The following is a 24,603-nucleotide window of genomic DNA, read 5'->3' on the forward strand; positions in this document are numbered from 1 at the left end:
CTATATTACGGCAGATTTCTTGTTTTATGAAGTACTATTCTGCCATTGTCATACTCACTCTCCTGTTAGCCTGCAGCAAAAAAACAGTGGTCACAACCACCACAGCTACTGCTGATACGGCACGAACCAAAGTAGCAGTGGTTCCCTTGATTCTGATGAATGACACGATTTTTCACGGTAGTCTGGAGGATATCGATCGCCAAACCATCGGCGAAATGGACCTGATCAGAGACACTGTAGAAAGCGTGTCTCGCTATGGTGCAGCGGGCCGCAATGGTGCTGTAATCCTCTATACAAAGGACTATCTGACCTATTTGGATTCGATTGAAAATCATGTAGACTCCCTGAAGCTCCAGTTCGTCGGTGATGTGATGGGTCACAATGGGCAAATCAATTCGGCTTACAACTCCAAAGACGGTAGTTATGACTACAATCCAGTATTTCAACAAATGAAACCCCTTTTCGAGAGAGCCGACTATACGCTGGCCAACCTGGAGGTGACACTGGCCGGAGCACCTTACGCAGGATATCCAGAATTCTCCTCTCCTGATGAGCTGGCCATAGCTCTAAAGGAAAATGGAGTAGACGGACTGGTCACCGCCAACAACCACTCCTGCGATCTGGGAGGCCCTGGATTGGTACGAACGATTCGTGTGTTGGACAGCTTGCAAATGGATCACACAGGGACCTTTCTTGATAGTGCGGATAGAGCGCAAAACAACCTGCTCATTATCGACAAGAACAATATTCGAGTAGGCGTACTAAACTACACCTATGGCACCAACTACCTTCCCAACCCACCACCAACACTGGTCAATCGCATCGATTCGGCACTCATTCTCAATGATCTGAAGGATGCCAAGCTGGCAAAGCTGGATAAACTCATTGCCTTTATGCACTGGGGAAAGGAATACCAACACGAACCGAATACAGAACAGCTAATTCTCACCTCGCTACTATTTGATCAAGGAGTGGACATTATCATTGGGTCGCATCCACATGTCTTGCAAAAAATGCAGTGGATCAAAACAAGCGACACCACCGAGTACCTGGTTTGTTTCAGTCTTGGGAATTTTGTCTCAGATCAGCGGACAGCCCCTCGAGATGGCGGAGCTATTTTTGAGCTGGATCTTCAAAAAAAGCATGGTGAAACGCATATCTCCAACACAGGATATTACCTCACCTGGGTACACAAGTACCGAAAGCATGGTAAAAACAACTATGAAGTGCTCCCTGCCGCTAGTTTTGAAACGAATCCAGATTCTACACTGAGTCCTTACAACCTCCACAAAATGCAATCTTTTCTCAAGGGCTCCAGAGCACTGTTGGACTCTTCCAACATTGGCATTCGTGAATTGAAATACGTCAGCAATGACCCGTTGGAATCGGATAGCCTGAGTCTCCATAAATAATCCCCCGAAAAACAATCCATTGGCAGAGGGGTTTCACTTCTAGTCTATAAATTACATGGACAGCACCCCAAACTTTTTTCAAAAAAGCTCACATTCTCTATGAATCCTACTATCAAAACGATTAACAAACTTCTGGTAGCCAATCGCGGTGAAATTGCTATAAGAGTGCTTCGGGCAGCTTCAGAGCTGAAAATCCGAACCGTGGCGATGTACACCTACGAAGATCGCTACTCGCTACACCGATACAAAGCCGATGAAGCCTACCAAATTGGTGCGGATGCAGACCCTTTGAAACCCTATTTGGATATCGAAGAAATCATCGCATTAGCTAAGAAAGAAGATGTGGACGCCATCCACCCAGGATATGGCTTCCTTTCAGAGAATGTACATTTTGTGAGACGGTGCAAAGAAGAAGGGATCATCTTCATCGGACCAGAGCCAGAAGTAATGGATCAGCTCGGTGATAAAGTGAAGGCCAAGCAGGTGGCACTAAAAGCCAAAGTACCATTAATAGAAGACAGTCAGCGTGAGCTCACCTCCTATGAGATAGCCAAAGAAGAAGCAGACCGTATCGGATTTCCGGTAATGGTCAAAGCGGCCGCCGGGGGTGGCGGACGTGGAATGCGCGTAGTGCGAGAAGCAGACCAACTGGAAGGCTCTTTCCATGAAGCCAGGAACGAAGCGAAAAAAGCATTTGGTGATGACACCGTCTTTATCGAGAAATTCATCGATAGTCCGAAACACATCGAGGTGCAGATCATGGGTGACAACTATGGCAACCTGGTACACCTCTATGAACGAGACTGCTCAGTACAGCGCCGCTACCAAAAAGTGGTAGAAGTAGCCCCATCAATCGGCTTGAAAGATGAAACTCGCGAAAAACTGTATGAGTATGCTCTCCGCATTACCAAAGAAGTAAACTACAACAACGTAGGTACGGTGGAATTCCTGGTGGACGCAGATGAAAACATTTACTTCATTGAGGTCAATCCGCGAGTACAGGTAGAACATACCATCACCGAAGAGATTACCGGCATTGACATAGTTCGCTCTCAAATCGAGATAGCTCGTGGCTATCCGCTGGATGACAAACGCATCTTCATCAAGAGCCAGGAAGACATCCAGAAAAATGGATATGCCATCCAATGCCGTATCACTACGGAAGATCCTGAAAACAATTTCAAACCAGATTACGGTCGAGTGATCGCCTACCGTTCTCCAGGTGGTTTTGGAATAAGACTCGATGCTGGTAACTGCTACGCTGGGGTAACCATCTCCCCTTTCTTCGACTCCATGTTGGTGAAAATCACCGCATCAGGCAGAACACTTGTTGGTGCTAGCCAACGACTGCAGCGGGCACTTTCTGAATTCAGAATCCGTGGAGTGGTGACCAACAAAGGATTTCTGGAAAACGTCCTCAACCACGAAGTTTTCTTTAAAGGAAAAGCCACGGTCAAGTTCATTGAAGATCATCCGGAGCTCTTCCAGATGCGGCGCTTCATGAACCGCGCCACCCGTCTGCTCAATTACCTGGGTGAAGTAGCGGTAAACGGCAATCCAAGTGTCAAGCGAATAGATCCGTCGGTGAAGTTCCGTACACCCAAAGTACCAGAATACGACCGTAGAGCTCCACATCCATCAGGCACCAAGCAGATACTGGATGCCGAAGGACCAGACGGCCTGGTGAAATGGATCAAAGATCAAAAACAAATTCTATTTACCGATACCACATTGCGCGATGCTCATCAGTCGTTGCTAGCTACACGCATGCGCTCGCTAGACATGCTAAATGTGACCCAGGGTTATGCCAAGAACCACCCCAATGTGTTCTCTATGGAAATGTGGGGCGGTGCCACGTTTGACGTGAGTATGCGGTTTCTCCATGAGAATCCATGGGATCGACTGAAAAACATTCGAGAGGCTGCGCCAAATATTTTGTTGCAAATGCTCTTCCGAGGATCAAATGGCGTTGGCTATAAAGCCTACCCGGATAATTTGATTCAAAGGTTCATCGAGAAAAGTGCAGAAAATGGTATGGACATCTTCCGAATCTTCGACTCGCTCAACTGGGTGGAAGCGATGAAGGTGAGCATCAAAACCGTACGAGAACGGACCAACTCGGTAGCAGAAGCCTGCATCTGCTACACCGGAGATGTGATGGACAAAAACTCCAAATACAACCTCCAGTATTACCTGGACATGGCCAAAGCCCTGGAGGATGAAGGCGCCCACATTCTAGCCATCAAAGACATGGCTGGACTATTGAAGCCTTATGGAGCGACTGAGCTCATTGGTGCGCTCAAAGACCATGTGAATATCCCGATTCACTTACACACCCATGACACGTCTTCCATGCAGGCAACTACTTACCTCAAAGCAATTGAAGCAGGAGTCGACATTGTGGATGTGGCCATAGCATCCATGTCAGGCCTAACCTCCCAGCCCAACTTCAATGCGCTGGCCAAAGTGCTGGAAGGACATGAGCGAGATCCGAAAATAGATGTAACTTCTCTCAATAAGTATTCTAACTACTGGGAAGACGTGCGTCAGTACTACTACCCATTTGAGAGTGGATTGAAGGCTGGGACCGCAGAGGTTTACGATCACGAAATACCAGGTGGACAGTACTCCAATTTGCGACCACAAGCCGCTGCACTCGGACTTGAGGATCGATTCGAAGAGGTGAAGAAAAACTACGCCATCGTCAATGACCTATTCGGAGACATTGTGAAAGTAACGCCTTCCAGTAAAGTGGTTGGAGACATGGCGATTTTCATGACCTCTAACAACCTGACAGTGGAAGACCTGTTCGAACGTGGGGATTCGCTATCCTTCCCTGATTCCGTGATCAGTTTGTTTAGAGGAGAGCTAGGTCAGGCACCAGGAGGATTCCCCAAAAAGGTTTCTGATATCGTGCTCAAAGGGGAAAAGCCGTTTACCGACCGGCCAAATGCGCACCTTCCAGAAGTGGAGTTCGAGAAGGAATTCAAAGCCTTCCAGAAAGAGTTTGATGAATATTGTGATGAGTTGGACTTCCTTTCTTACAAGCTCTATCCGAAAGTATTCAAAGATTTTTACAACTACTGGAAGAAATATGGCGCCGTATGGCAACTGCCAACCAAGGCGTTCTTCTTTGGCATAGAGCCAGACGAGGAACTGTATGTGGAAATCGGTAAAGGCAAGCACATCATCATCAAACTGCAGTACATCTCCAAAGCTGATGAAAGTGGCATGCGCAAGGTGTACTTTGAGCTGAATGGACAGGCGCGATTGATCGAGATCAAGGACATCAATGTGCAAGTAACCAAAGCACAGCACATCAAAGCTACTGAGCCAAATCACGTAGGTTCACCATTGCAAGGCAGACTGGCCGAGGTAAAGGTAAAAGCAGGCGATCAGGTCAAAGCCAAGCAACCATTATTCATCATCGAGGCAATGAAGATGGAGTCTACGGTTACTTCCACCAAAGATGGAACGGTCAAAAAGGTACACCTGCTGGGTGGAGACATGGTAGAGCAAGATGATTTGGTGATTGAATTAGACTGATTAATGGTGTAGCTTTAGCCAAAAGCTACTTCGATGATCGTCACTAAAAACATTACACTAGGTAGAGTGATGCAGTTTTCAGCGCATCATTTTACCTGGTTGATTCCATGGATGCTTACACCTGTGCTCCTGCATGAGTATGCTAATTTTGAATGGTTTTATATCCCATGGTTGCCCATCTCCCTGATAGGTACGGCAGTGGCCTTTTATGTAGGTTTTAAAAACAATAGCTCCTATGATCGGATGTGGGAGGCCCGCAAAATCTGGGGAGCCATCATCAACAGCAGTCGATCCTGGGGAATGTATGTGCGGTCTTTCGTGACCAATCAGTTTGCAGATGAGCCCGTGGATGAACATCACCTACGGACCACCTGGAAACGACTCATCTACCGTCATATCGGTTGGTTATATGCCTTGAGGAGTCAACTGCTAATGGCCACCGAGTGGGAACATACCTCCCAAAAAGGCCTGGTAGGCAAGTATGCCAAGCGCTACCAGCGCAAGTTCGGAACGGGACTAATCGATGATGATGTAACGAAAGACGAGCTCAAAAACTTCCTGCCAGCTGAAGAGTACGAACGACTCATCAACTACCAAAACACCGCAACCCAGATCATTGATCAGCAGGCTCAGGATTTGAAAGCACTGCGTGAGCAAGGGCTCATCGAAGATTTTAGACACATGGAGCTGCAAGCGTTGCTCAAAGACTTTTACGATCACCAAGGCAAGTGCGAGCGCATCAAGAAGTTTCCCATGCCACGGCAGTATGCCAACATGAGCTTTATCTTCATTGCCATTTTCATCTTCCTCCTACCCTTCGGCATGGTGTCTGAATTCTCCAAACTCGGTGCCTGGGGCATCTGGTTGTCCATTCCCTTCAACGTGATTGTGGGCTGGATCTTTGTGATGATGGAACTGGTGGGTGATTATTCTGAAAACCCGTTTGAAGGACTGGTCAATGACATTCCCATGCTCTCACTGTGCCGGGTGATCGAAATAGACCTAAAGGAGATGCTGGGAGAAGAAAACATTCCGGAGGCGATCAAATCAAAGAACGGGATTTTGTTGTGAAGTAATGGGGTCAGCTTATTTGAGGACAGAACAATAGATCAGTTAGCTTATGCCAATTCACGCAGTTCGCATATTCATTTTAGTCTTTGTTCGGTGATTTTTTCAAATTAACTTCTCTAAAAAATGTGGAATTATAAGTTTCACTCTCTTTGAAAAAGTTTAGAAGTTCTTGGTTCAGTTCTAAATAGGTCTCAAATTGCCAAGCCCCACTAATTGAATCATCCATAAAAATCTGCTCGCTGTAAACGTTTCTGATAACACCCGTGCTCGTGAATGCTTCATGACTCAAAGGGTCCTTTAATACTAAAAATTCAAAATTCTCAGGATCGATCAAAGTGAAGGGTTCAAATTTGGGTTCAGGTGTAGTCTCGTATTCGCCATTCTCTTTGTAAGTTTTTAATGAGGTTATGACCAATGTCTTAGTTTTAAAATCATCTGAATGGTTGCGAAATATTGAATCTAATTCAGGATAATATCTTCCTACCTGTTCAAGTGTTAGTGTAAGCTTCCCTAAAAATAGGACTGTTTGAAAGGCGACAAAAATTGTACATTTAAACAGTCAAGATGAAAAAGCGAAGAATATCAGAGGCGCAGATAGTCAAAGCGCTCAAGGAACATGAATCAGGCAGAGATCAAGAGAGCATCTGCCGTGAATATGGCATCCATAAGTCTACCCTCTATAACTGGAAAAAGAAATACGGAGGTATGGAAGCCAATGAGTTAAAGAAACTCAAGGAGTTGGAAGAGGAAAACAGACGCTTGAAACAGATGTTTGCCGACTTAAGTTTGGACCATCAAATACTGAAAGACGTACTGTCGGGAAAGATCTAAAGCCCTGCATTAAAAGGGAGAAGGCTGACATCATCAGAGAACGTTTTACTGTTGGTGTTGGCAGGGCTTGTAGGATACTGAGCCTATCCAAATCAATGTATTATTATCAGAGCAGAAAGGATGATCATGAGGTGATTGATGTCCTTAATCGATTAGCTGACAAACACCCTACAGAAGGGTTTTGGCAGCTGTTCGACAGGCTTAGGAAACAAGGTCACCCCTGGAATCACAAACGTGTATATCGAGTCTATAAATCGATCGGAATGAACTTGAAGCGAAAGCGTAAAAGAAGGCTTCCAGCGAGAGTTAAGCAACCATTGGAAGTTCCTGCATCACCTAACCATACATGGTCAGCAGATTTCGTTTCCGATAGCTTGATTACTGGACGGAAGTTTAGAGCTTTTAATCTCATTGATGATTTTAACCGTGAAATACTGGCCATTGAAATCGATACTTCTTTACCTGCTGAAAGGATCATTAGAGTCCTTGAAAAGACTATTTTCTGGAGAGGTAAACCACAACGAATCCGAACAGATAATGGCCCTGAGTTCATTTCCAACACACTGAAGAATTGGTGTCAGGAAAAGCATATTGAATTAGCTTATATCCAGCCTGGAAAACCGATGCAGAACAGCTATATAGAAAGGTTTAATGGAACTTACAGAAGAGATATACTGGATGCTTATTTATTTGATTCACTTGAATCGGTAAGGAAGAAGACCAGTGAATTTGCTGAAGACTATAACCTAGTCAGAGGGCATGATTCCCTGAGCAAACTATCTCCCGTTCAGTATCTGAAATACCAAACTAAGAATGAAAACTACCAGAATGAATTTTGTAAATATTTAGAGAATTAGTCTATTTGATCCCAGTCCTAATAATGGGGAGGTTACATTAGCTTTTCTAATGTGTTATCCAGTAGAATAAAGGATTTGAATGAATGTCTACCTGATTGATTCAGGATCAATCCGATTTGAGCTCCCCAGCTGTGCCCTAGAAAATACATTCTTTCTGAGTCAGTAAAGGATAAACGAGCAGCAAAATCAGTCGCAAACATTAAATCATTTATTAGGTCTTCTAAATTCGTGCTCTGTTTTGGCCAATGATAGTTACTTGAAACGATAACAAATCCATGAGAAGCTAAGTACTCGAATAAAACAGAGTTTTCTTCTTTTGAACCACCCATGCCATGGTGATAAATAATAACGGGGTACTCTTTTAACGGGTGCTCTAATACTTTTTTGGCGTTTACTTTGGTCAAAATGATTTTCTGAAAAAGTTGTTGCTCATTTTGTCCGTATGGTCTGTCTTCCCAAGAATCCAATCTATTTTTTATTCCATAGTCAATAAAAGATTGTTTTCGCATTTGAATTAAAGAGTCTCTTAAAGCAATTCCCAATTGCGTTGCTTCAAAAGCTAAGTATTCAGCATATTCTATTTCGGCACTATTTGTTTCGACCTCTAAGGGAAACCAAAAGCTTACCAAATACGGCTTAGGACCTTCATAATCTAAGTATGAATACTTTTGCTGTTCGTTGTAAATTATAGTATCAGAATACCCTACACCATACGAACCTTGCTCTAAATTACCCCAAAAGGGAAATTCTTGACACCAAACGCTAATGGGCAGGAACGTAAAGAGTAAAGGGATAAATTGAATTTTCATCAGATGTTTACTCATAACATTCGCTATTAACGAACTGATATAGGTAATGTGCACCAGTTGTTGCTCACCTATATCAGCTACACTAGGTTTCAAATTCGCAATCCGCCTGATTTACTGTTTATTTCCTCCAAAATAGAGGAATAAACCAACAATACCTATCCTTCTCCAAATGGAACCGTATGTAACGCCTCGCGGAACCGTATGTAAAGGCCTGCGGAACCGTATGTGTTTTCACTCAAGAAGGATCCAGGATATTTTTCGTTTTCATCATGCAATAGTATCTACTACTGGTCGGGATAAGAACGACCTGTGAACACAAAAAAGCTCCCAGAGAGATCTGAGAGCTTTGATTGAGGAACTAGAAACTGATCTAATTAATCATGATTCGCTCGTTGTAAGATTTTCCCGCTCTTTTGATGCGCAGCAGATAGATTCCTTTGGGTAAATCACCGATGTAGAGTTTATGGTGGCCAATCACCTGATCCTTCACCATCACCGTGCGACCATCAATGGTGAGCAAGGATATGTTGCCGGACTCAGGTGTATCCATCCGAACATTCAGGTAATCCCTGGTCGGGTTGGGGTATATGAATACCCGCGGTTCTGTTACCTCTTCATTGGCATTTTCTGCAGCGAGTCTACTGGAGGGATTGTCTACATAATACTTCCATCTCGGGTGGCTGAATGGATTGGCAATTGGGTTTCCTCCCGGTCCAGAGCCCAGAATCTGGTCATTGAATGCCGCATTAACGACCCACGCCGGTGAGTTGGCTGTCAGTCGGAATCCCGGTCTCATTGGGCGGACCATGCCATAGGTAGCCACCCACACATTTTTGCTTTCAAAAGCATTGTAAAACTGATCAAACCAGTTGTTCTGGTACCAGCCACGGGAGTTCCAAAAGCTTTTCCATTTATTAGGACTGATAGGATTGTTGTTTTCTCTTCTCACCATACAGTCATTGATAAACTGCCAGATCTTCATGCCACTGGAGTACCCGTTGTTGGCGCCCCAGTTACCGAGATTGGTTCCCATCTTGCTACGCACCAATCGGTGAAGTGAGAATTCAGTGCAGATTAGTTTTTTGTTCATTCCCTTGTTTCTGAGAGCTGTCAGATCAGCACTAATCTGGTTATAAGCAGAGACATGAATGTGAATGTCCATACCGTCCACATTGTTATTGGTCTTAGCAATATCAATCGTGGCATTCGCAATTCCATCGTTGGTTTTATTGGAAAAGTCATTTACAGCACCCGTGAAGATTTCATAACTCCAGTTGTTATTGCCACGGAGCAGAGCCATCTGATTGATCATTTTGTCAGTAAACGACGTATAGTTGGGCACCCCAAAGCTGGGAGTCTCATACATTGGCTCGTTGCCCACCGTGAGAATAGCCAGGTTCTTACCTAGCTTTCGGCCACCCGCATTTCTTTTGAGCAATTGGACAATGGCATTTTTGATGTGGGTGAACTCCGGCGTGTTATGTAGCGGTACACGATTCCCCAGCAGGTTCTTAAAATCAAATTTCAAGCTTAAAATCAGGTTGGCGTTGTGTTGTCGGCAGTCCAAAAATGGTCCAATCTTGGTATTATTAACCGCATTTGTGTTCACTCCGGTAATGGTTCCAGCATTATTAATATTAACCAATGTTAACACATTGACAAAAGCCCTCACCCATTTGGTTCCCGACTGGTTAATTAAACCGGGATCAATTTGATCCAGGTTTTCATTGTAATTCGCACCCATCTGCTGTGCCAATGAGACCTGACCAATCAGTAAAATGGAGCATAAGAGAATGATCCGATGCATGCGGTTAACCTTTAGGAATGGTGGCGGAGATTTGTACTTGTTTGTAAGATTCATAGTGAATAGGTTTTGTTAAGGATTATTAAAAAACTTATGATCCTCAATCTCCCTAACCCACCTCAAACCTAAAAGGAGCTTTATTCAGAAATACTGGACTATTGTTTAATTAATACTTAATCCTAGCATTAATTGCATTATTGGTAATTGGGAGATAAATACAACCTTCGAAATGCGATTATTTCAACATACACCTCAAAGGTCAATAGGAAATGATTGTTTTTTTTAAATAACGCTTTAGTAGAGTTTCCACTATATGTTGTAACATGACCTAACTAGAAATTTGCAAAATACTCCATCACCCACTCCATCAGCTCCTCACCATGAAGGTTCTTAGCCACCACCAATCCTTCCCTATCGACAATGAAGTTAGCCGGGATGGTCTGCACGCGGATCTGTCGCAGAAATAGCGCATCATCTCCCTGGAGGTCTGATCCATGCTGCCAGCGGTCAGCACCATCGCGGAGAACGGCCTTTTTCCAGACCTCCACGTCACTCTCCAGTCCATAAGCTACTATCTGTAGTCCTTCCTCATGGTAGTTCTCCCAGAGCGGCACCAATACCTCTCGGTTCTCCTTCCGACAAGGTGCGCACCAGGATGCCCAGAGGTCAACTATAGTCAAGCGCTCTCCTAACAAATCATGCAGCATAGCAGTATCTGACGCAAGCATCGGCAGCTTGAGGTTAGGAAATTGATCACCGATCAATACAGGTAGTTCTTCAGGATTGGCCAGTGCACAGAGTTGCTTTACCCAGGGATGGTTTGGCTGCTGCTCATGCCATGTATTGCACAGCTTCACGAGAAACTCCGGCACGCGTTCGTAATTACCCTCCGGACTTACCAATCGCATCGCTACAAGGGCCAGAATCAGCTCGGTGGTGCGATCAGCAAAGGCCATGAGTTCCTTCTGATAGTCTCGTACGGCATGCTCCTTTTCAAGCAATTGGCTACCATCGCCTGGTTGCCATTGCTTTCCTAGCAAGTGATTTTGATAAGCCTCTTGATGCACATTCCGTAGCTTCAAAAGCTCCTGATTGACGAAAGATGGATTCTTGATTGTAAAGCTCTTTTGAAATGTTTCTTCCCTGGTTTGTATGGTGATCTTCTCTCCTGATTGCAAGACGATCGGCATGAAATTGGACCTGGAGGGATCGGTTGTTTCCAGAAACTTAGCTGACTTTCCTGATTGCCCTAAGACCACTTCCAGCAAAGTTGGCTTTTGGAATGTCGGTGGGTTCGTAAATGCAAATGTTCCATCCGGTTGGACCTGGGCTGAATCAATCACCTCACCAAAGTAAGCAGCACCAACCTCCTGCAAAGTCGTAGGTTGAATCAGGTACACCACCTTATCATTCGGGTGCTTTGCCTCCAAGTGCCCTGAAATAGGCGCTGGGGATTCGCAGGCCAATACTGCGATCAAAAGAAACAACCACAGAACATACCGGTGGAATTTCGAGATCTTCATAGAGCTTTGAAGTGATTGAAGTTCTTAAAGCTAAGCACTTCTTGCTCCATTAAAAACCACTCGTACGATTCCAACCAAAAGAATCAAATAAAGGTCTTAAATACATGAGACTAGTAGGTATGATGCTATTGATCGTCCTTGCTACGGGATGTAGCGAAGATGAAATGGTGAAGTTGGAAAGTGGTGTGTATTCCGGGTCTTTTACGGCCATGTATGACGTAGACAAATCCCCTTTGATACATGATGTTTCCATTACCATAGATGGCAATCGGTTTACCTGTTCTTCCGGTCCCCAATACATTCCAGCTGGAGGAAGTGGCACTTTTCAAGTGGAGGGTAACGAAATCACATTTGTTGATGAAAATGTATGGACAGCTAATTTTGATTGGGGTCTAATCCTCAACGGCACCTATCTCATCCGGGAAAACAATGGTGAGTATCTAATCCAGTGCGTGATCAATGACGTGGTGCGATATGAATATCAAGTCAAAAAGGAATAGTCGTTCATTGTTTGTGATGACTGGTTTGTGAACGAGGTGAATCCTTCGTAGCTTAAATGATCCTAACAAACCTAAACAATCATGAAAAGAATCTTTATTCCGCTGTTTGCAGTAGCCATTTTTAGCTGCCAACAGCAACCTGAGAAAACCCTTCCCTCTCAGCAGTACACCATTGAACAATTTTACCAAAACGTGAATATCAGCGGTGGCAGTTTCTCACCGGACGAATCCAAACTTTTGGTCAACAGCAATGAAACGGGCATTTACAATGTCTTTGAGATCGATATTGCCACTGGTGAAAAAACGCAATTGACAAGCTCTACTAAGGACTCTTATTTTGGTCAGGGCTATTTTCCTAACGATGAACGCTTCATCTTCAGCTATGACGATGGTGGTAATGAAAACTACCAAATCAACGTGATGACTACTGAGGGTCAGGCCAAATCCTTAACCCCAGAAGATAGTGTGCGCAACGGATTCTATGGCTGGAGTCGTGATGAAGAGAGCATGTACCTTGCCTCCAACCAGCGAGATCCTCGCTATATGGACATCTACAAAATGGCCGTGGCCTCTGTGGATGAGGAAATGCCCATCAAAGAAATGATGTACCAAAACAGCGACGGCCTGGATGTAGGTGCCATTTCGCCCAATGAAAAATATTTAGCCTTGACCCAGGCGATCACGAGTGCCAATGGAAAAATGTATCTGTACAATCAGGAAACTGGTGAGAAAATGGACATCTCCGAACACGAAGGTGATGCGACTTATTCGCCACAGTTTTTTAGCTTGGACAATGCTTACCTCTACTACACCACGGATGAAGGTGCCAACTTCAGTTACCTGGCTAGACGTAATCTGGAGAGTGGTGAAGTAGAAAAAGTATTTGAAACGAACTGGGATGTATGGTATGCCTATGACTCCTGGAATGAAAAGTATAGAGTCATTGGCATCAATGAAGATGCTCAAACCGTGGTGAAAATCATCGAACTTGCCACGGGAGAGGAAGTGCAACTCCCAGAAATAGCTGGTGGCAGCATCGCCTCGGTTAATATTTCAAAAAGTGAAAAACTAGCCAGATTAACGGTTAGCACTTCTGCTTCACCAAGCAATATGTATGTCTACAACTTTGAAACAGGGGACCTGAAAAAGCTTACCAACACGCTTAATTCTGAAATTCAATCTGAAGACCTGGTCGAAGGAAAAGTGGTGCGTTACAAGTCCTTTGATGGATTGGAAATCCCGGCCATTTATTACCAACCGCATCAGGCATCAGCTGCCAATCAGGTGCCGGCACTCGTTTGGGTGCACGGAGGTCCTGGTGGACAATCTCGCCTCAACTACTTTGCATTGATCCAGTATTTGGTAAATCATGGTTATGCCATTCTGGCGGTTAACAATCGAGGGAGCGGTGGTTATGGCAAGGAGTTTAACCACCTGGATGACCAAAACCATGGTGACAAAGATCTAAAGGACTGTGTGGCTGGCAAAGACTTTCTTGCCTCAACAGGCGTTATTGACATGGACAAAGTGGGCATCATTGGTGGATCTTATGGTGGATACATGACCATGGCCGCTTTGACTTTTGAGCCAGAAGCCTTTGAAGTAGGTGTGAACATTTTTGGGGTCACCAACTGGTTGCGAACTTTGAAGTCAATTCCTCCTTATTGGGAAAGCTTCCGCAAGGCTTTGTACGATGAAATGGGTGATCCTACCACAGAAGACTCGGTCCGACTTTATGAAATCTCTCCATTATTTCACACAGAAAATGTCACCAAACCACTCATGGTGCTACAAGGTTCCAACGACGTTCGAGTGTTGCAGGTAGAATCTGATGAGATCGTAGAAGGCGTACGGGCCAACGGTGTTCCTGTCGAATATGTAGTATTTGATGACGAAGGGCACGGTTTCCGCAAGAAGGAGAATGAAATAGAAGGGTATGGCCAGATCAAAACCTTCCTCGATGAATACCTGAAAGGTGAAAAACCAATAGAATAACCTTATCGGGACAATTACGGGTCTCTGTATTCGTGATTGTCCCTTTAATAAACAACCTTTTCTTTTGAAAGCACGCTCTCTTTCCTTCCTTTTGACCTTTACACTATTGACTCCATTGAGTTTAGTTGCTCAGGTTTCTGCAAACCATGCATGGAAAAAGGACATCAATGAGTCCACTCCCAATCTAAAGAACCTCTACACGCCTAATGCTGTGAGAATAACTCCAGAGCTGGAGCTGGTTACTGGTGTTTCCGCTATAGCCAAAAGTTGGCTTGCAAAGGACCTCACCATCTCCGAAATACAAACGAAGCAAGTGATACAGGCTAATCCCATATACGATTATGAAATTGGGACGTTTACCACTTCAGATGGTCTTTCATTTAGTCACTTGATCATTTGGAAAAACGTCAATGCTACTAAAAAACGTGAATTCGAACTAGTTTACGAGCGCACTGATCAACAACCAGACATAAAGGTGCTTGACCCAATTCGAGAGCTCTGGATGAAGTACGCCAACCAGCACGAACCGATGAAACTGGTCCAGGCAACTTATCATGAAAATGCCTATTACTACAACCACCGTCCCATGATCATTGGTGTTGCAGCCATTGGTGAAACCTATGCCTACATGAAGCGCGAGAGCTATGAGCTGCACCTATCGCCCATAATCGTGGAGCCTGTGAATGAAAACATCATCTATGAAATTGGGCAGTGCTCCGGGTCCTATGGAGGAAATTACATCCTGGTGTGGAAAAGGGGTGCAGGTGGTGAATGGAAAATCATGTTAGACTCCAATATCTAAAGGCCTTGCCCTCATACTTCAACCGGACTTGAAATTGTGATGCGTATCCTTTTGGATAAAACAGGTAACTATACCGATAAAATTGGACTTTGTCGATCCGCATTCTAAATGCTAAGCTTTAACAGTCCACGTTGCAAACGAGAGCAAGTGGAGCCTCGTCCGTGTTTGCAACGCGGATGCTTAAATCATCAATTTTATAACTTGTATTTGATATGAAACTTAGAATGAAGCTGTACTAAACGAACTCAATATTAACCAACCCTTTAATACCAGCGTAATCACGAGCTGAACTGAATAAATAGTACTCCGGCTCTTCAACAATCATCGCCTTCACTGGATTGTTATGGATATAATCAAGTCTCTTGTCTATCATAGTTCCGGATAGTTCAATTGCATGATTATCATCTTTCCAAAACTTGTAATTGGTTATTCGATTTAGGTTTCTCCCAGCGTACTTGAATTGATTGAGCATCCAATCCTGTCTACTTTCGGGACTATTTTGAATAAGATGAACTATCTTTTTTGAGGTGAATTTTTTAAAATCTCGAATGATATCAGAAATTCTGAACTCATCTCTAGCTCTGATGATTAAATGAACATGATTGCTCATTATACACCAGGAATAAACAATCAAGCCTTTATTCTTAATGCAGTAGTTGAGCGCGTTTACAATTTCTATCTTATATTCCTTTCGTGTAAAAACATCTATCCATCCTACTACGGTAAAGGTCACAAAGTAAAGCGCATTTTGATCCGATATAAGATAACGGTCTCCTGACATAATACAATAATATTCAAAATATTAAATTGAGTGGTAACAGATCATATATGTTTGAAATCATCAAACTGGGATCTTGTCGATCCGCATTGAAAATGCTTTACTCTAAAAGTCCTCGTTGAAGACGAGGACTAATGAGTCTCGTCCGCGTTTGTAACGCGGATGCTTAAATTATCAAGTTTGTAACTTGTAAAAAAAAAGAGTGCATAAAATATCTACTCGGTGTAAACACTGGTGATATAGCCCAATGCGATCTTTACCATCCGCATTCTAAATGCTAAGCTTTAACAGTCCTCGTTGCAAACGAGGACTAGGTTAAGCATTTAAAACGATGAATACTAGAAACGAGGACTAGTTGCTATCGAAGGTAATAGGACTTATTTCATATCCTCGAACCTGTAGTTGATGTATCAATCCACAGTCAAACATTAGGTGACTAAGCCCTACGGCAATAAAACAATCCTTCGTTTCTATTGCCTGGATCAATTCAGGCATCCATTGATTGTTCCTGTCGGTCAGCAATAATGCATTTCCACATGGATTCTCCAGTTGGTAATCCATATTCATGGAACGATACCAATCAGTCTCATCGCAGCGTGAGGATGCTCCCGACTCAAAGGCATCAATAATTGACTTGAGTCGTCTTTTGTGAACTTTCCGAGGCATTCCGGTTACATCCTGATTGATGAGTAGTAATTGCTGCTCACGCGTTTCCAGACCCAGTTGTTGTATTTGATTCTGTTCTGCTAACCACCCGATGTAGCCATCGAGTGAATAATAGGCATCACTGTCTGCTTTGGCCTGACAATAACGTTCTTTAAAGATTCGACCAAGCATTTGATACATTTCTGCAGGTGTGATTTTATGCCAATCGACCTGGGATTTCTGAAATATTTCCTCAATGAAGCTGACGTCATTTTTAGATAAATACCGTTTCCAATCAGTCGTTTTTTCTCTCTTGTTAATGATGGTTTCCGTAGACTCTTCGGGTGTGTTAAGGCTTTCCAAAATGACCAACCTGGAATCCAGTAGTTTTTGCTCTACACCGTTTAGTGAGTGAAAAAATGACTCTCCGAAAGCGTGATGAGTCCCAAATAAATAAGAGGTATGGTCCTCGCTTCTCACCTCAAATAGAATGGTTTGGAATCGGTATTCACTTTGAAGCTTTTCCTGAGCCAAAGAAGAGGAAACCTTCAAACCCAACAGGCAAACAATCAAAAAAACCTTCCTATAATATCGCATGGATGCAATTAGTTGACTTCCTAATTCAACTGACATAAAGGCATCTCGGTTGGAGGATTTACATTAGCGGTCATAGGTGTCGAGACTATCATAATTGATCCCTACAAAATCAGCCCAACTGCTACTCCGAGGTTTGTGGAAAAGGGAAAACAAACTGAGAGTTTGATGATACTATCTAAATACATAAGCAACACTCATCCCTCCTTCCACACCACTGGCTTGTCTCAAAGTGTAGAATTGGGAGTATTCGCCGGACCAGTTGAGGTGCCATCTATCAGACAGATGCAACCGCATCATCAGACCTAAAGAAGCTGAAAGCTCTCCTTGACTATCAAAAGACCTTAGGCGACATAAACTGTAATAAGGAATAAACTCTTGCTTTTCACCCAGACGTATGTGATACCCCATGCTCTCTACTGAAGTTGCTACCGCGAGTAGCATCCCAAAGAACTCACCCAGAGTCTTTTCTTCTCCACCACTCATAGCCCACAATCCAAGAGGAGCAAAAATCGTCCCTAGCCCTATCTCAAAGTAATCCTTCCCGAATGCCAATGGAAAAAAAGCGCTCACCCGATCACCATAGTGAAATTCTCCAAGTAAGCCACCGGAAACGTAAGTTCCTAAAGAACCAGCGCCAATGTAATCAGCAGTTATGTGTAGATCGACACGACTGTTCCTTTCTGAAACGGGCACCTGACCTTGACAGAATACTCCTAACACACTAAACAGCGCAAACAGTGTAATTCTCAATGTCTGACAAAACATAACTATCAGGTGCTTGTGAAGTATTGAAATTAATCGATTTACCTGATTTTATTAAACGGAAACCTATAAAAATAGAACAGACCGAACTAAAAATCCGGCCCGTTCTTACCAACCAGCTATGAATACTATTTGTATTATATATGCCTATTCTTACGGTGAACCGGGTTCATAAACAATTTCACAAGTGCAAACCACTACCTAAGTTGCGATATTATTGTCGTCAAATTTCAACAATTGAATGATTGATTAAAATACCGCATAGCTGGTATTTTGATCCAGTAAAAAGGGGGATTAAATCTTAACTTTCGGAAGTATACATCGGCAATTTGATGGTAAAAGTAGTGCCCTCATTTGGCTTACTTTCCACTTCTACACTGCCATTATTAAGCAGGGTAAATTCATAGACCAATTGCAGCCCAAGACCAAGGCCGGGCTCACCTACCGTACCTGCAGTGGATATTTTTTCGTTGAGCTTGAATAATTTACCTAGTTTGTCAGCAGGCATACCCACTCCATCATCGGTCACCTTTATGATCCATAGCTTCTTCTTCGTATCAGGCTGTGCACTGATCTTCACTGAGCCGGCCAAATCCGTAAATTTGATCGCATTGTTGACCAGATTTCTAAAAATCGTTGAGACAGTATTCTTATCAGCGAGTAGGTATCTTGGCTCATCTGCCTCATATTGAAGCTTAATGTTTTTAGCAGCCGCATTGTCCTGAAACATTTCGATCACTCCAGTTATCACGGTATTCAAATCGAGTTTTTCTGGAACATAAGGAAAATGTCCTCTTTGCTGCAATGCCCAATTGAGCAATGTATCTAACAATCTGGTCATATGATGAATGGAATCCTCCATTCGGTCAACCATATCCACTATTTGTTTGGGATTTCCATCTTTAAGATACATTTGGCAAACATTGATGAGTCCACCGAGTGTATTCACAGGACCTCTCAAATCGTGTGATATAATGGAGAAGAATTTGTCTTTGGTTTGATTGAGCCCAGCCAAATCCACATTTTGCTTTTCCAGCTGAATAGTGAGTTTTTGCTTGGATCGGAATGATGAAAACACCACTATGATCAGCAAAACGAATGCAACCAATAACACTCCGCCGGTGATGAGTAATGTTTGTGTGTTTCGCTGTTTTTCCAACAACAAATCCACTTCTTTTTGCTTAAGCCCTACTTCATATTCGGTCCGCATATCACCCAGTCTCTGAGTGGTCTCCAGGTTTTGTATGCTATCCTTATAAGCGTAGTATTGTGTTTGGTAGTCTATTGCATCCTGTAGATTGCCCCGCTTTAGGGACAGTTTATAAAGTAAATAAGAAGCATCTCTTGCCTGCTCTTTGAGTCCTGCATTCTTGGCAAGCTGGAGTCCTTTCAGCGTATAGTCAAAAGCCTCATTCTCAGCCTTTTCTTCCAGGTAAATATTTCCTAACTGGTTATAATAATCCGCCATCCCATAGTCATCGCCGATAGGCTCCAACATGGATAACGCCTTGAACAAATCTTCTTTAGCCTTTTCTCTATCGCCCTGTTTCCAATAGATTAAGGCCCTGTTTCCTATCACATAAGCAGAGCCCTGCTCAAACCCGACTCGCTCCAGTATGGGCTCAGCCTCGTTGTAATAGGCCATAGCTGAGTCGTAGTTTCCAACAAGATAGTAGTCATACCCGGCATTCAAGAGCGTCAAAGCCAGGTATTGTCTGCGGTTGGTTTGTCTAAGTATATTGATTGATTTGGAGCCGTAATAAAGTGCATTTTCAAAATCCCCGTTTTGGGTGTAGCACGTAGATATTTCGCCATAGATGTCCTCCGCCAGGATATTTCTGAACTGCTCCTTACCGGCTGCCTGATCCGCTGCTTTGAAAAGGTACTCAAGAGCTCTGCTTAGATTACCCATAAAGCGATGGGCAATTCCTATTTTGCAATTGGCTTTGATTTGATATTCTAAACTCTGCGCTTCTTCCGCCAGCTCGAGTAGGTGCTCGCCGTATTTTAGTTTATCGTAAGCGTCACTTGTAAAGGATGACAACCAATAATAAGCTTCTAACTCCTGACTGGGAGATAATATGCCCTTGTCAATTACATCTTTGATACTATCAGCCTTGATCTGGTTTTGGGACCAGGTGTAATGGCTGACCAGAATGCCGAGAAGAAGAACGGTTAGCTTAAGTACTTTCATTTCACTGGGATCAATGTAACATTACTCTCCGTCTGTTTCTGTATCTGTATCGGTGTCTACAGTTGTACTTTTGATTTGTATTTTAGGATCAAGTCTAACCTTTATCCCGGCATTTTCTCTAGACTCATATACAATGTCGTATTTTAGGTGCTCGTGATCTGTATCATAATCCTCGGGTACCTGGATAACCCACATATCAAAATCGTGTAGGTAATCAGGTAGGTCACCTAGAAATGACACATCTTCCTGAGCAAAATCAATACTATCTAGCGATTTGAGTCCTGCACCCGCAAACCAGAATATCAATTCTCCGGGCTCAACATGAGCTGTAACAGTTGTCTCACCAACCACCTCATATCCAGAGATATCATCGGTATTCGTTTTGTAAACCAGGTTTCCTCTATAAAATTTCAGAACTGTAATGGATACATCAATGGCATCAATGTCATCTGTTTTAACTCTTCTACCTTTAGTGGTTCCATAAGAATCAGTCCTTGTGGCGAGGTAATTACCTACCAGTTCGGTAGCCAGTTCCATATCCTTGTCCGTCTCGTCAATTAATTTATCTGTCATATTGTTATCAGAACAAGACAGAATAGTAAGTACAATGAAGAGTATGCAAACTGTGTTTAAAATACTTACACTTCTAAGTTTGGATGGAATCATGGTGGTTTGGTTGACGTATAAAATGGCCATCCAATTTGGATGCTTTGTATTATTCAAACATGAATATAATAACAATTGATAGTATCAAATCACCCCCTTAGACCAATCAAAGAATTGGGTCCATCAACCTGTTAAAATACTAGACAAAACATTTATCAAAGAACCAGAACAAAACTTTGAATGCACCATTTGTCCACTTCTAGCTGTTAGATTTGATTAAGCATAACGGGCAATAAGAGATGCCTTTGCGCACAATTACTATCAAATGATAGCACATATCATGCTTAATTGTTACCCAGATACCGTAGTATAAACTTGAAGAAACCAGTATATTTTGCCTGTATTACTTCCTATGCCTGCCCTCCAGCACCTTCACCACATCATCCAAGGAGTAGCCTTTGTGAGCTAGCAATACCATCAAGTGAAATAGTAAATCCGCAGATTCATTGAGAAAAAGGTCTTCATTGTCATCCTTTGCTTCGATAACGACTTCCACGGCCTCCTCGCCTACTTTCTGCGCTACTTTGTTGATGCCTTTTTTGAAGAGACTGGCTGTATAGGACTCATCGGAAGGATTTGCTTTTCGATCCTCTATAATATCTCGCAAGTGGTTTAAGAATGTGATTGGATTTTCATTCACTTCATTAAAACAGGTATCCGCTCCAGTATGGCAGGTTGGTCCCTGCGGTTCTGCTTTAACTAAAATGGTGTCCTTATCACAGTCCTCTGCGATATCCTTTAGGATCAGGAAGTTGTTAGACGTCTCCCCTTTCACCCAGAGTCGTTCCTTCGAGCGACTGTAGAACGTCACCTTTCCAGTCTCCTGGGTTTGCTTCAATGCCTCCGCATTCATGTAGCCCAACATCAGTACTTTTCCTGTAATGTGATCCTGCACAATGGCTGGTAGCAGCCCTCCTCCTTTTTCGAAATCTGGTGACATTATAATCGTATCGGTAAGTTTTGTTTTGCTAATTCGTTTTTGAGGTGGTTGATTTCCACCTCTTTGTAGTGAAAAATACTCGCCGCTAAAGCCGCGTCAGCTTTTCCATTTTGGAAAATATCGGTAAAGTGCGTTTCATTACCGCCACCGCCGGACGCTATAACGGGAATATTCACAGCTGCTGCAACCCTTCTGGTCAGATCCAGCGCAAAGCCTGCTTTGGTGCCATCGTGATCCATGGAGGTTAACAAGATCTCTCCAGCTCCACGTTCCGCGACTTCCTTCGCCCAGGCGATGGTTTCGAGTGTTGTCGGCTTGGTCCCACCGTGTGTGTGCACCAGATCCACCCCATCCACATGCCTGCTATCGATGGCTACCACTACACACTGTGATCCGAATTCCTTTGATAGTTCATTGATCAAATCAGGATTTTTTACCGCTGCGGAATTGATGGATACCTTGTCAGTTCCAGCTTGGAGTAAAGCTCTTACATCGTCTACCGAACTAATCCCTCCACCAACGGTAAAAGGTATGTGAATAGCAGCTGCTACTTTCTTGACCAGTTCGATCAATGTCTTGCGCTTTTCCAGCGTGGCTGAGATGTCCAAAAACACCAACTCGTCGGCTCCTTCCTGGGTATAACGCTCGGCCAGCTCTACTGGATCACCTGCATCTCGCAGCTCCACAAAGTTGACCCCCTTGACAGTGCGACCGTCTTTGATGTCCAGGCATGGTATGATTCTCTTCGTTAACACAATTTTCAATAGTTTTTATATGAAAACCTTTATTGGTTATTGACACCAACTGGCAAATGATCAGCTCATATGGATACCAACTCTTCCAAAGTTACTCTTCCTTCATAATATGCTTTTCCAACTATCGCGCCGTAGAGACCTTGCTGCTTGAGCTTGACCAGGTCGTCCTTTCCAGAAACTCCTCCACTGGCAATAAGCTTCAGTGTTGGAAAATGCTTCAGGATTTTCTGATATAAGTCAAAAGAAGGTCCTTGCAGCACACCATCTTTGCTGATGTCTGTACAGATGACATATTCGATTCCAAGAGTGATATAATGCTCCAGAAACTCCATTAAATCCAAATCAGAGGATTCCTGCCAGCCTGAGACCATTACTTTCTCGTTCAGTACATCTGCACCGAGAATAATCTTTTCCGCTCCATATTCTTTGATCCAGCTTTCCACCTCCGAACGATTATTTGCGGCAATACTTCCAGCAGTCACCTGTTTAGCTCCGGCAGCCAGAACCTTTTCCAGATCTTCACGGGTCTTCACCCCTCCTCCAAAATCCACATCCAGATCCGTGCTAGATGTGATGGACTTCAACGTATCCAAATTTACCACATGCTTTGCTTTGGCTCCATCCAGGTCCACTACATGTAAGCGCTTGATTCCAGCGTCTTCAAGCCCTTTGGCTATAGCCGCCGGATTATCGGAGTATTCTTTTTTCTGATTGTAATCGCCTTTCGTCAGGCGAACACATTTGCCACCAATAATGTCAATGGCTGGTATGATGTGCATCTTATAGTTTTAAAAAGTTTTCTAACAGTTTCATTCCGGCCTCTGCACTCTTCTCAGGATGTGGCTGGATCGCATAATAATTGTCCTTATTCAGTGCGGCACTAAACGACTGAGGATACTCGGCCACAGCAATGGTCTCCTCACATACAGGCACGTAATAACTGTGAACAAAGTAGAGGTAATCCCCCTCCTGAATGTCCTTCATAATTGGTGACTTCAGCTGATGAATGTCATTCCATCCCATGTGCGGCACTTTTACTTCACTTGAGTCAAACCGAACCACTTTCTGTGGGATGATACCAAGACACTCTGTGTTATTCTCTTCAGAAGATTCGCACATGAGTTGCATCCCCAGACAAACCCCAAGAAAAGGCTGATGGAGACTTCTCAGCACTCGATCCAATCCTTTTTCTTTCAGGCTTCTCATGGCAGAACTTGCCTCTCCCTGTCCAGGAAAAATCACTTTATCGGCGGTCTGTAAAAATTCAGGATCATCTGATAAAACAGGTTCAACACCTAATCGATTCAACGCAAAAGTCAGGGACTGCACATTGCCTGCATTGTATTTTACGATGGCTACTTTCATCTAGGCAACAACAGCTTTGGATTCGTGTTTTTCGACCATTTCGGCAAGGACGGCCTTCACTTCAGGAATGCTCTCATACAATTGCTCATAAGAGTCAATCACGAAGTAGCGATCCTGAAAAACATCTTTTCTATAGGACGTATTGGCAATGGTTTGGACATCAAATGGATGCTTCGGTGGCTTTTCACTCAGACAGAATTTGGTCTCTCCGGCACTGGATAGAATACCTGCTCCGTAAATTCTCAACCCTTGTTCCTCCTGAATAAGCCCAAACTCTACCGTAAACCAATAGACTCTGGAGAGGATTTCAATGGCATAGTCATTGCCAACATACTGCAGGCCGATATTACTTAGCTCTTCCAGAAAGTCTACAAACGACTGGTTGGCCAAAAGCGGCACATGAGCAAACACGTCATGAAACATATCCGGCTCCTCCAGATAATCCAGTTCTTTCATCTTCCGCAACCAGGTAGTAGCTGGAAATCGCTTATTGGACATCAATTCAAAGAAGGTGTAATCCGGAACGATGCCTGGAACCACAGCCAATCGCCATCCAGTCTGAACCTGAAGAATGTCGTTGGTCTCTTCAAACTTCGGAATCGCTTCTTCCACAAAGTTGACATGATCCAATCCCTCCAGATAGGCAGTACTCGCAGCGGTTGGAAGGTTCCCCATCTGTCGCTTGTAGAGGAGCTGCCATACTTCAAAGTCCTCTTTGGTGTAGTTTCCGTAAATCTGTTTCATCTGTTAT

20 protein-coding genes are annotated in these 24,603 nt (G+C 43.5%); 7 read left to right on the top strand and 13 right to left on the bottom strand.

Annotated features, from left to right (window positions below; all coding sequences use genetic code 11):
- Positions 1-26: 26 nt before the first annotated feature.
- The 4 genes from ACO067_RS01605 to ACO067_RS01620 all read left to right on the top strand — a co-directional run bounded on the left by ACO067_RS01605 (position 27) and on the right by ACO067_RS01620 (position 7,717).
- The gene (locus ACO067_RS01605) at positions 27-1,412 is read left to right on the top strand and encodes a CapA family protein (protein WP_421869806.1); all 1,386 of its coding nucleotides are present in this window, start codon (positions 27-29) and stop codon (positions 1,410-1,412) included.
- 99 nt (positions 1,413-1,511) lie between these two features.
- A complete protein-coding gene (locus ACO067_RS01610; RefSeq protein ID WP_421869809.1) occupies positions 1,512-4,958 on the top strand; it encodes a pyruvate carboxylase in 3,447 nt (1,148 codons plus the stop codon).
- A gap of 33 nt (positions 4,959-4,991) precedes the next feature.
- Complete coding sequence (locus ACO067_RS01615; RefSeq protein WP_421869812.1) at positions 4,992-6,029, top strand: bestrophin family protein; 1,038 nt, start codon at positions 4,992-4,994, stop codon at positions 6,027-6,029.
- Between the two features lie 564 nt (positions 6,030-6,593).
- Positions 6,594-7,717 (top strand): IS3 family transposase gene (locus ACO067_RS01620; RefSeq protein WP_421869815.1). Its coding sequence is split into 2 segments (ribosomal slippage): positions 6,594-6,849 and positions 6,849-7,717, totalling 1,125 coding nucleotides; the frame shifts between segments, so codons are not numbered across the junction.
- A 32-nt stretch (positions 7,718-7,749) separates the two neighbouring features.
- Here the strand turns inward: ACO067_RS01620 and ACO067_RS01625 are convergent.
- The 3 genes from ACO067_RS01625 to ACO067_RS01635 all read right to left on the bottom strand — a co-directional run bounded on the left by ACO067_RS01625 (position 7,750) and on the right by ACO067_RS01635 (position 11,853).
- Positions 7,750-8,541: an alpha/beta hydrolase family protein gene (locus ACO067_RS01625; RefSeq protein ID WP_421869818.1), complete on the bottom strand. Its 792-nt coding sequence runs from the start codon at positions 8,539-8,541 to the stop codon at positions 7,750-7,752.
- Positions 8,542-8,896: 355 nt separating this feature from the next.
- Positions 8,897-10,387: a T9SS type A sorting domain-containing protein gene (locus ACO067_RS01630; RefSeq protein WP_421869821.1), complete on the bottom strand. Its 1,491-nt coding sequence runs from the start codon at positions 10,385-10,387 to the stop codon at positions 8,897-8,899.
- Positions 10,388-10,662: 275 nt separating this feature from the next.
- A complete protein-coding gene (locus ACO067_RS01635) occupies positions 10,663-11,853 on the bottom strand; it encodes a TlpA family protein disulfide reductase (protein WP_421869824.1) in 1,191 nt (396 codons plus the stop codon).
- A 104-nt stretch (positions 11,854-11,957) separates the two neighbouring features.
- Between ACO067_RS01635 and ACO067_RS01640 the strand changes: the two genes are divergently transcribed.
- The 3 genes from ACO067_RS01640 to ACO067_RS01650 all read left to right on the top strand — a co-directional run bounded on the left by ACO067_RS01640 (position 11,958) and on the right by ACO067_RS01650 (position 15,150).
- Positions 11,958-12,353: a hypothetical protein gene (locus ACO067_RS01640; RefSeq protein ID WP_421869827.1), complete on the top strand. Its 396-nt coding sequence runs from the start codon at positions 11,958-11,960 to the stop codon at positions 12,351-12,353.
- An 81-nt stretch (positions 12,354-12,434) separates the two neighbouring features.
- The gene (locus ACO067_RS01645; protein WP_421869830.1) at positions 12,435-14,348 is read left to right on the top strand and encodes a S9 family peptidase; all 1,914 of its coding nucleotides are present in this window, start codon (positions 12,435-12,437) and stop codon (positions 14,346-14,348) included.
- 64 nt (positions 14,349-14,412) lie between these two features.
- Positions 14,413-15,150 carry a hypothetical protein gene (locus tag ACO067_RS01650; RefSeq protein WP_421869833.1) on the top strand — a complete coding sequence of 246 codons (738 nt, stop codon included), beginning with the start codon at positions 14,413-14,415 and terminating at the stop codon, positions 15,148-15,150.
- A gap of 235 nt (positions 15,151-15,385) precedes the next feature.
- Here ACO067_RS01650 and ACO067_RS01655 read toward each other — a convergent pair whose 3' ends face one another.
- The 10 genes from ACO067_RS01655 to ACO067_RS01700 all read right to left on the bottom strand — a co-directional run bounded on the left by ACO067_RS01655 (position 15,386) and on the right by ACO067_RS01700 (position 24,596).
- Positions 15,386-15,931: an REP-associated tyrosine transposase gene (locus ACO067_RS01655; protein WP_421869836.1), complete on the bottom strand. Its 546-nt coding sequence runs from the start codon at positions 15,929-15,931 to the stop codon at positions 15,386-15,388.
- Between the two features lie 348 nt (positions 15,932-16,279).
- On the bottom strand, positions 16,280-17,206 hold the full coding sequence (locus tag ACO067_RS01660; protein ID WP_421869839.1) for a TraB/GumN family protein: 927 nt from the start codon (positions 17,204-17,206) through the stop codon (positions 16,280-16,282).
- A 135-nt stretch (positions 17,207-17,341) separates the two neighbouring features.
- Complete coding sequence (locus tag ACO067_RS01665; protein WP_421869841.1) at positions 17,342-17,935, bottom strand: hypothetical protein; 594 nt, start codon at positions 17,933-17,935, stop codon at positions 17,342-17,344.
- 298 nt (positions 17,936-18,233) lie between these two features.
- Complete coding sequence (locus ACO067_RS01670) at positions 18,234-20,126, bottom strand: ATP-binding protein (protein ID WP_421869845.1); 1,893 nt, start codon at positions 20,124-20,126, stop codon at positions 18,234-18,236.
- Positions 20,127-20,147: 21 nt separating this feature from the next.
- Positions 20,148-20,699 (bottom strand): hypothetical protein, encoded by a 552-nt coding sequence (locus ACO067_RS01675; RefSeq protein ID WP_421869849.1) that lies wholly within the window; start codon positions 20,697-20,699, stop codon positions 20,148-20,150.
- A 436-nt stretch (positions 20,700-21,135) separates the two neighbouring features.
- Positions 21,136-21,732 (bottom strand): bifunctional phosphoribosyl-AMP cyclohydrolase/phosphoribosyl-ATP diphosphatase HisIE, encoded by a 597-nt coding sequence (hisIE, locus tag ACO067_RS01680; RefSeq protein WP_421869852.1) that lies wholly within the window; start codon positions 21,730-21,732, stop codon positions 21,136-21,138.
- Positions 21,732-22,487 carry an imidazole glycerol phosphate synthase subunit HisF gene (gene hisF, locus ACO067_RS01685; protein ID WP_421869856.1) on the bottom strand — a complete coding sequence of 252 codons (756 nt, stop codon included), beginning with the start codon at positions 22,485-22,487 and terminating at the stop codon, positions 21,732-21,734. The genes hisIE and hisF overlap by 1 nt, the downstream gene beginning before the upstream one ends.
- A gap of 65 nt (positions 22,488-22,552) precedes the next feature.
- A complete protein-coding gene (gene hisA, locus ACO067_RS01690; RefSeq protein WP_421869859.1) occupies positions 22,553-23,266 on the bottom strand; it encodes a 1-(5-phosphoribosyl)-5-[(5-phosphoribosylamino)methylideneamino]imidazole-4-carboxamide isomerase in 714 nt (237 codons plus the stop codon).
- 1 nt (position 23,267) lies between these two features.
- The gene (gene hisH, locus ACO067_RS01695) at positions 23,268-23,852 is read right to left on the bottom strand and encodes an imidazole glycerol phosphate synthase subunit HisH (RefSeq protein WP_421869862.1); all 585 of its coding nucleotides are present in this window, start codon (positions 23,850-23,852) and stop codon (positions 23,268-23,270) included.
- Positions 23,853-24,596 (bottom strand): phenylalanine 4-monooxygenase, encoded by a 744-nt coding sequence (locus ACO067_RS01700; protein WP_421869865.1) that lies wholly within the window; start codon positions 24,594-24,596, stop codon positions 23,853-23,855. It lies immediately after the preceding gene.
- Positions 24,597-24,603 lie beyond the last annotated feature (7 nt).

This window comes from Marinoscillum sp. (assembly GCF_965229915.1).
Lineage (GTDB): Bacteria > Bacteroidota > Bacteroidia > Cytophagales > Cyclobacteriaceae > Marinoscillum.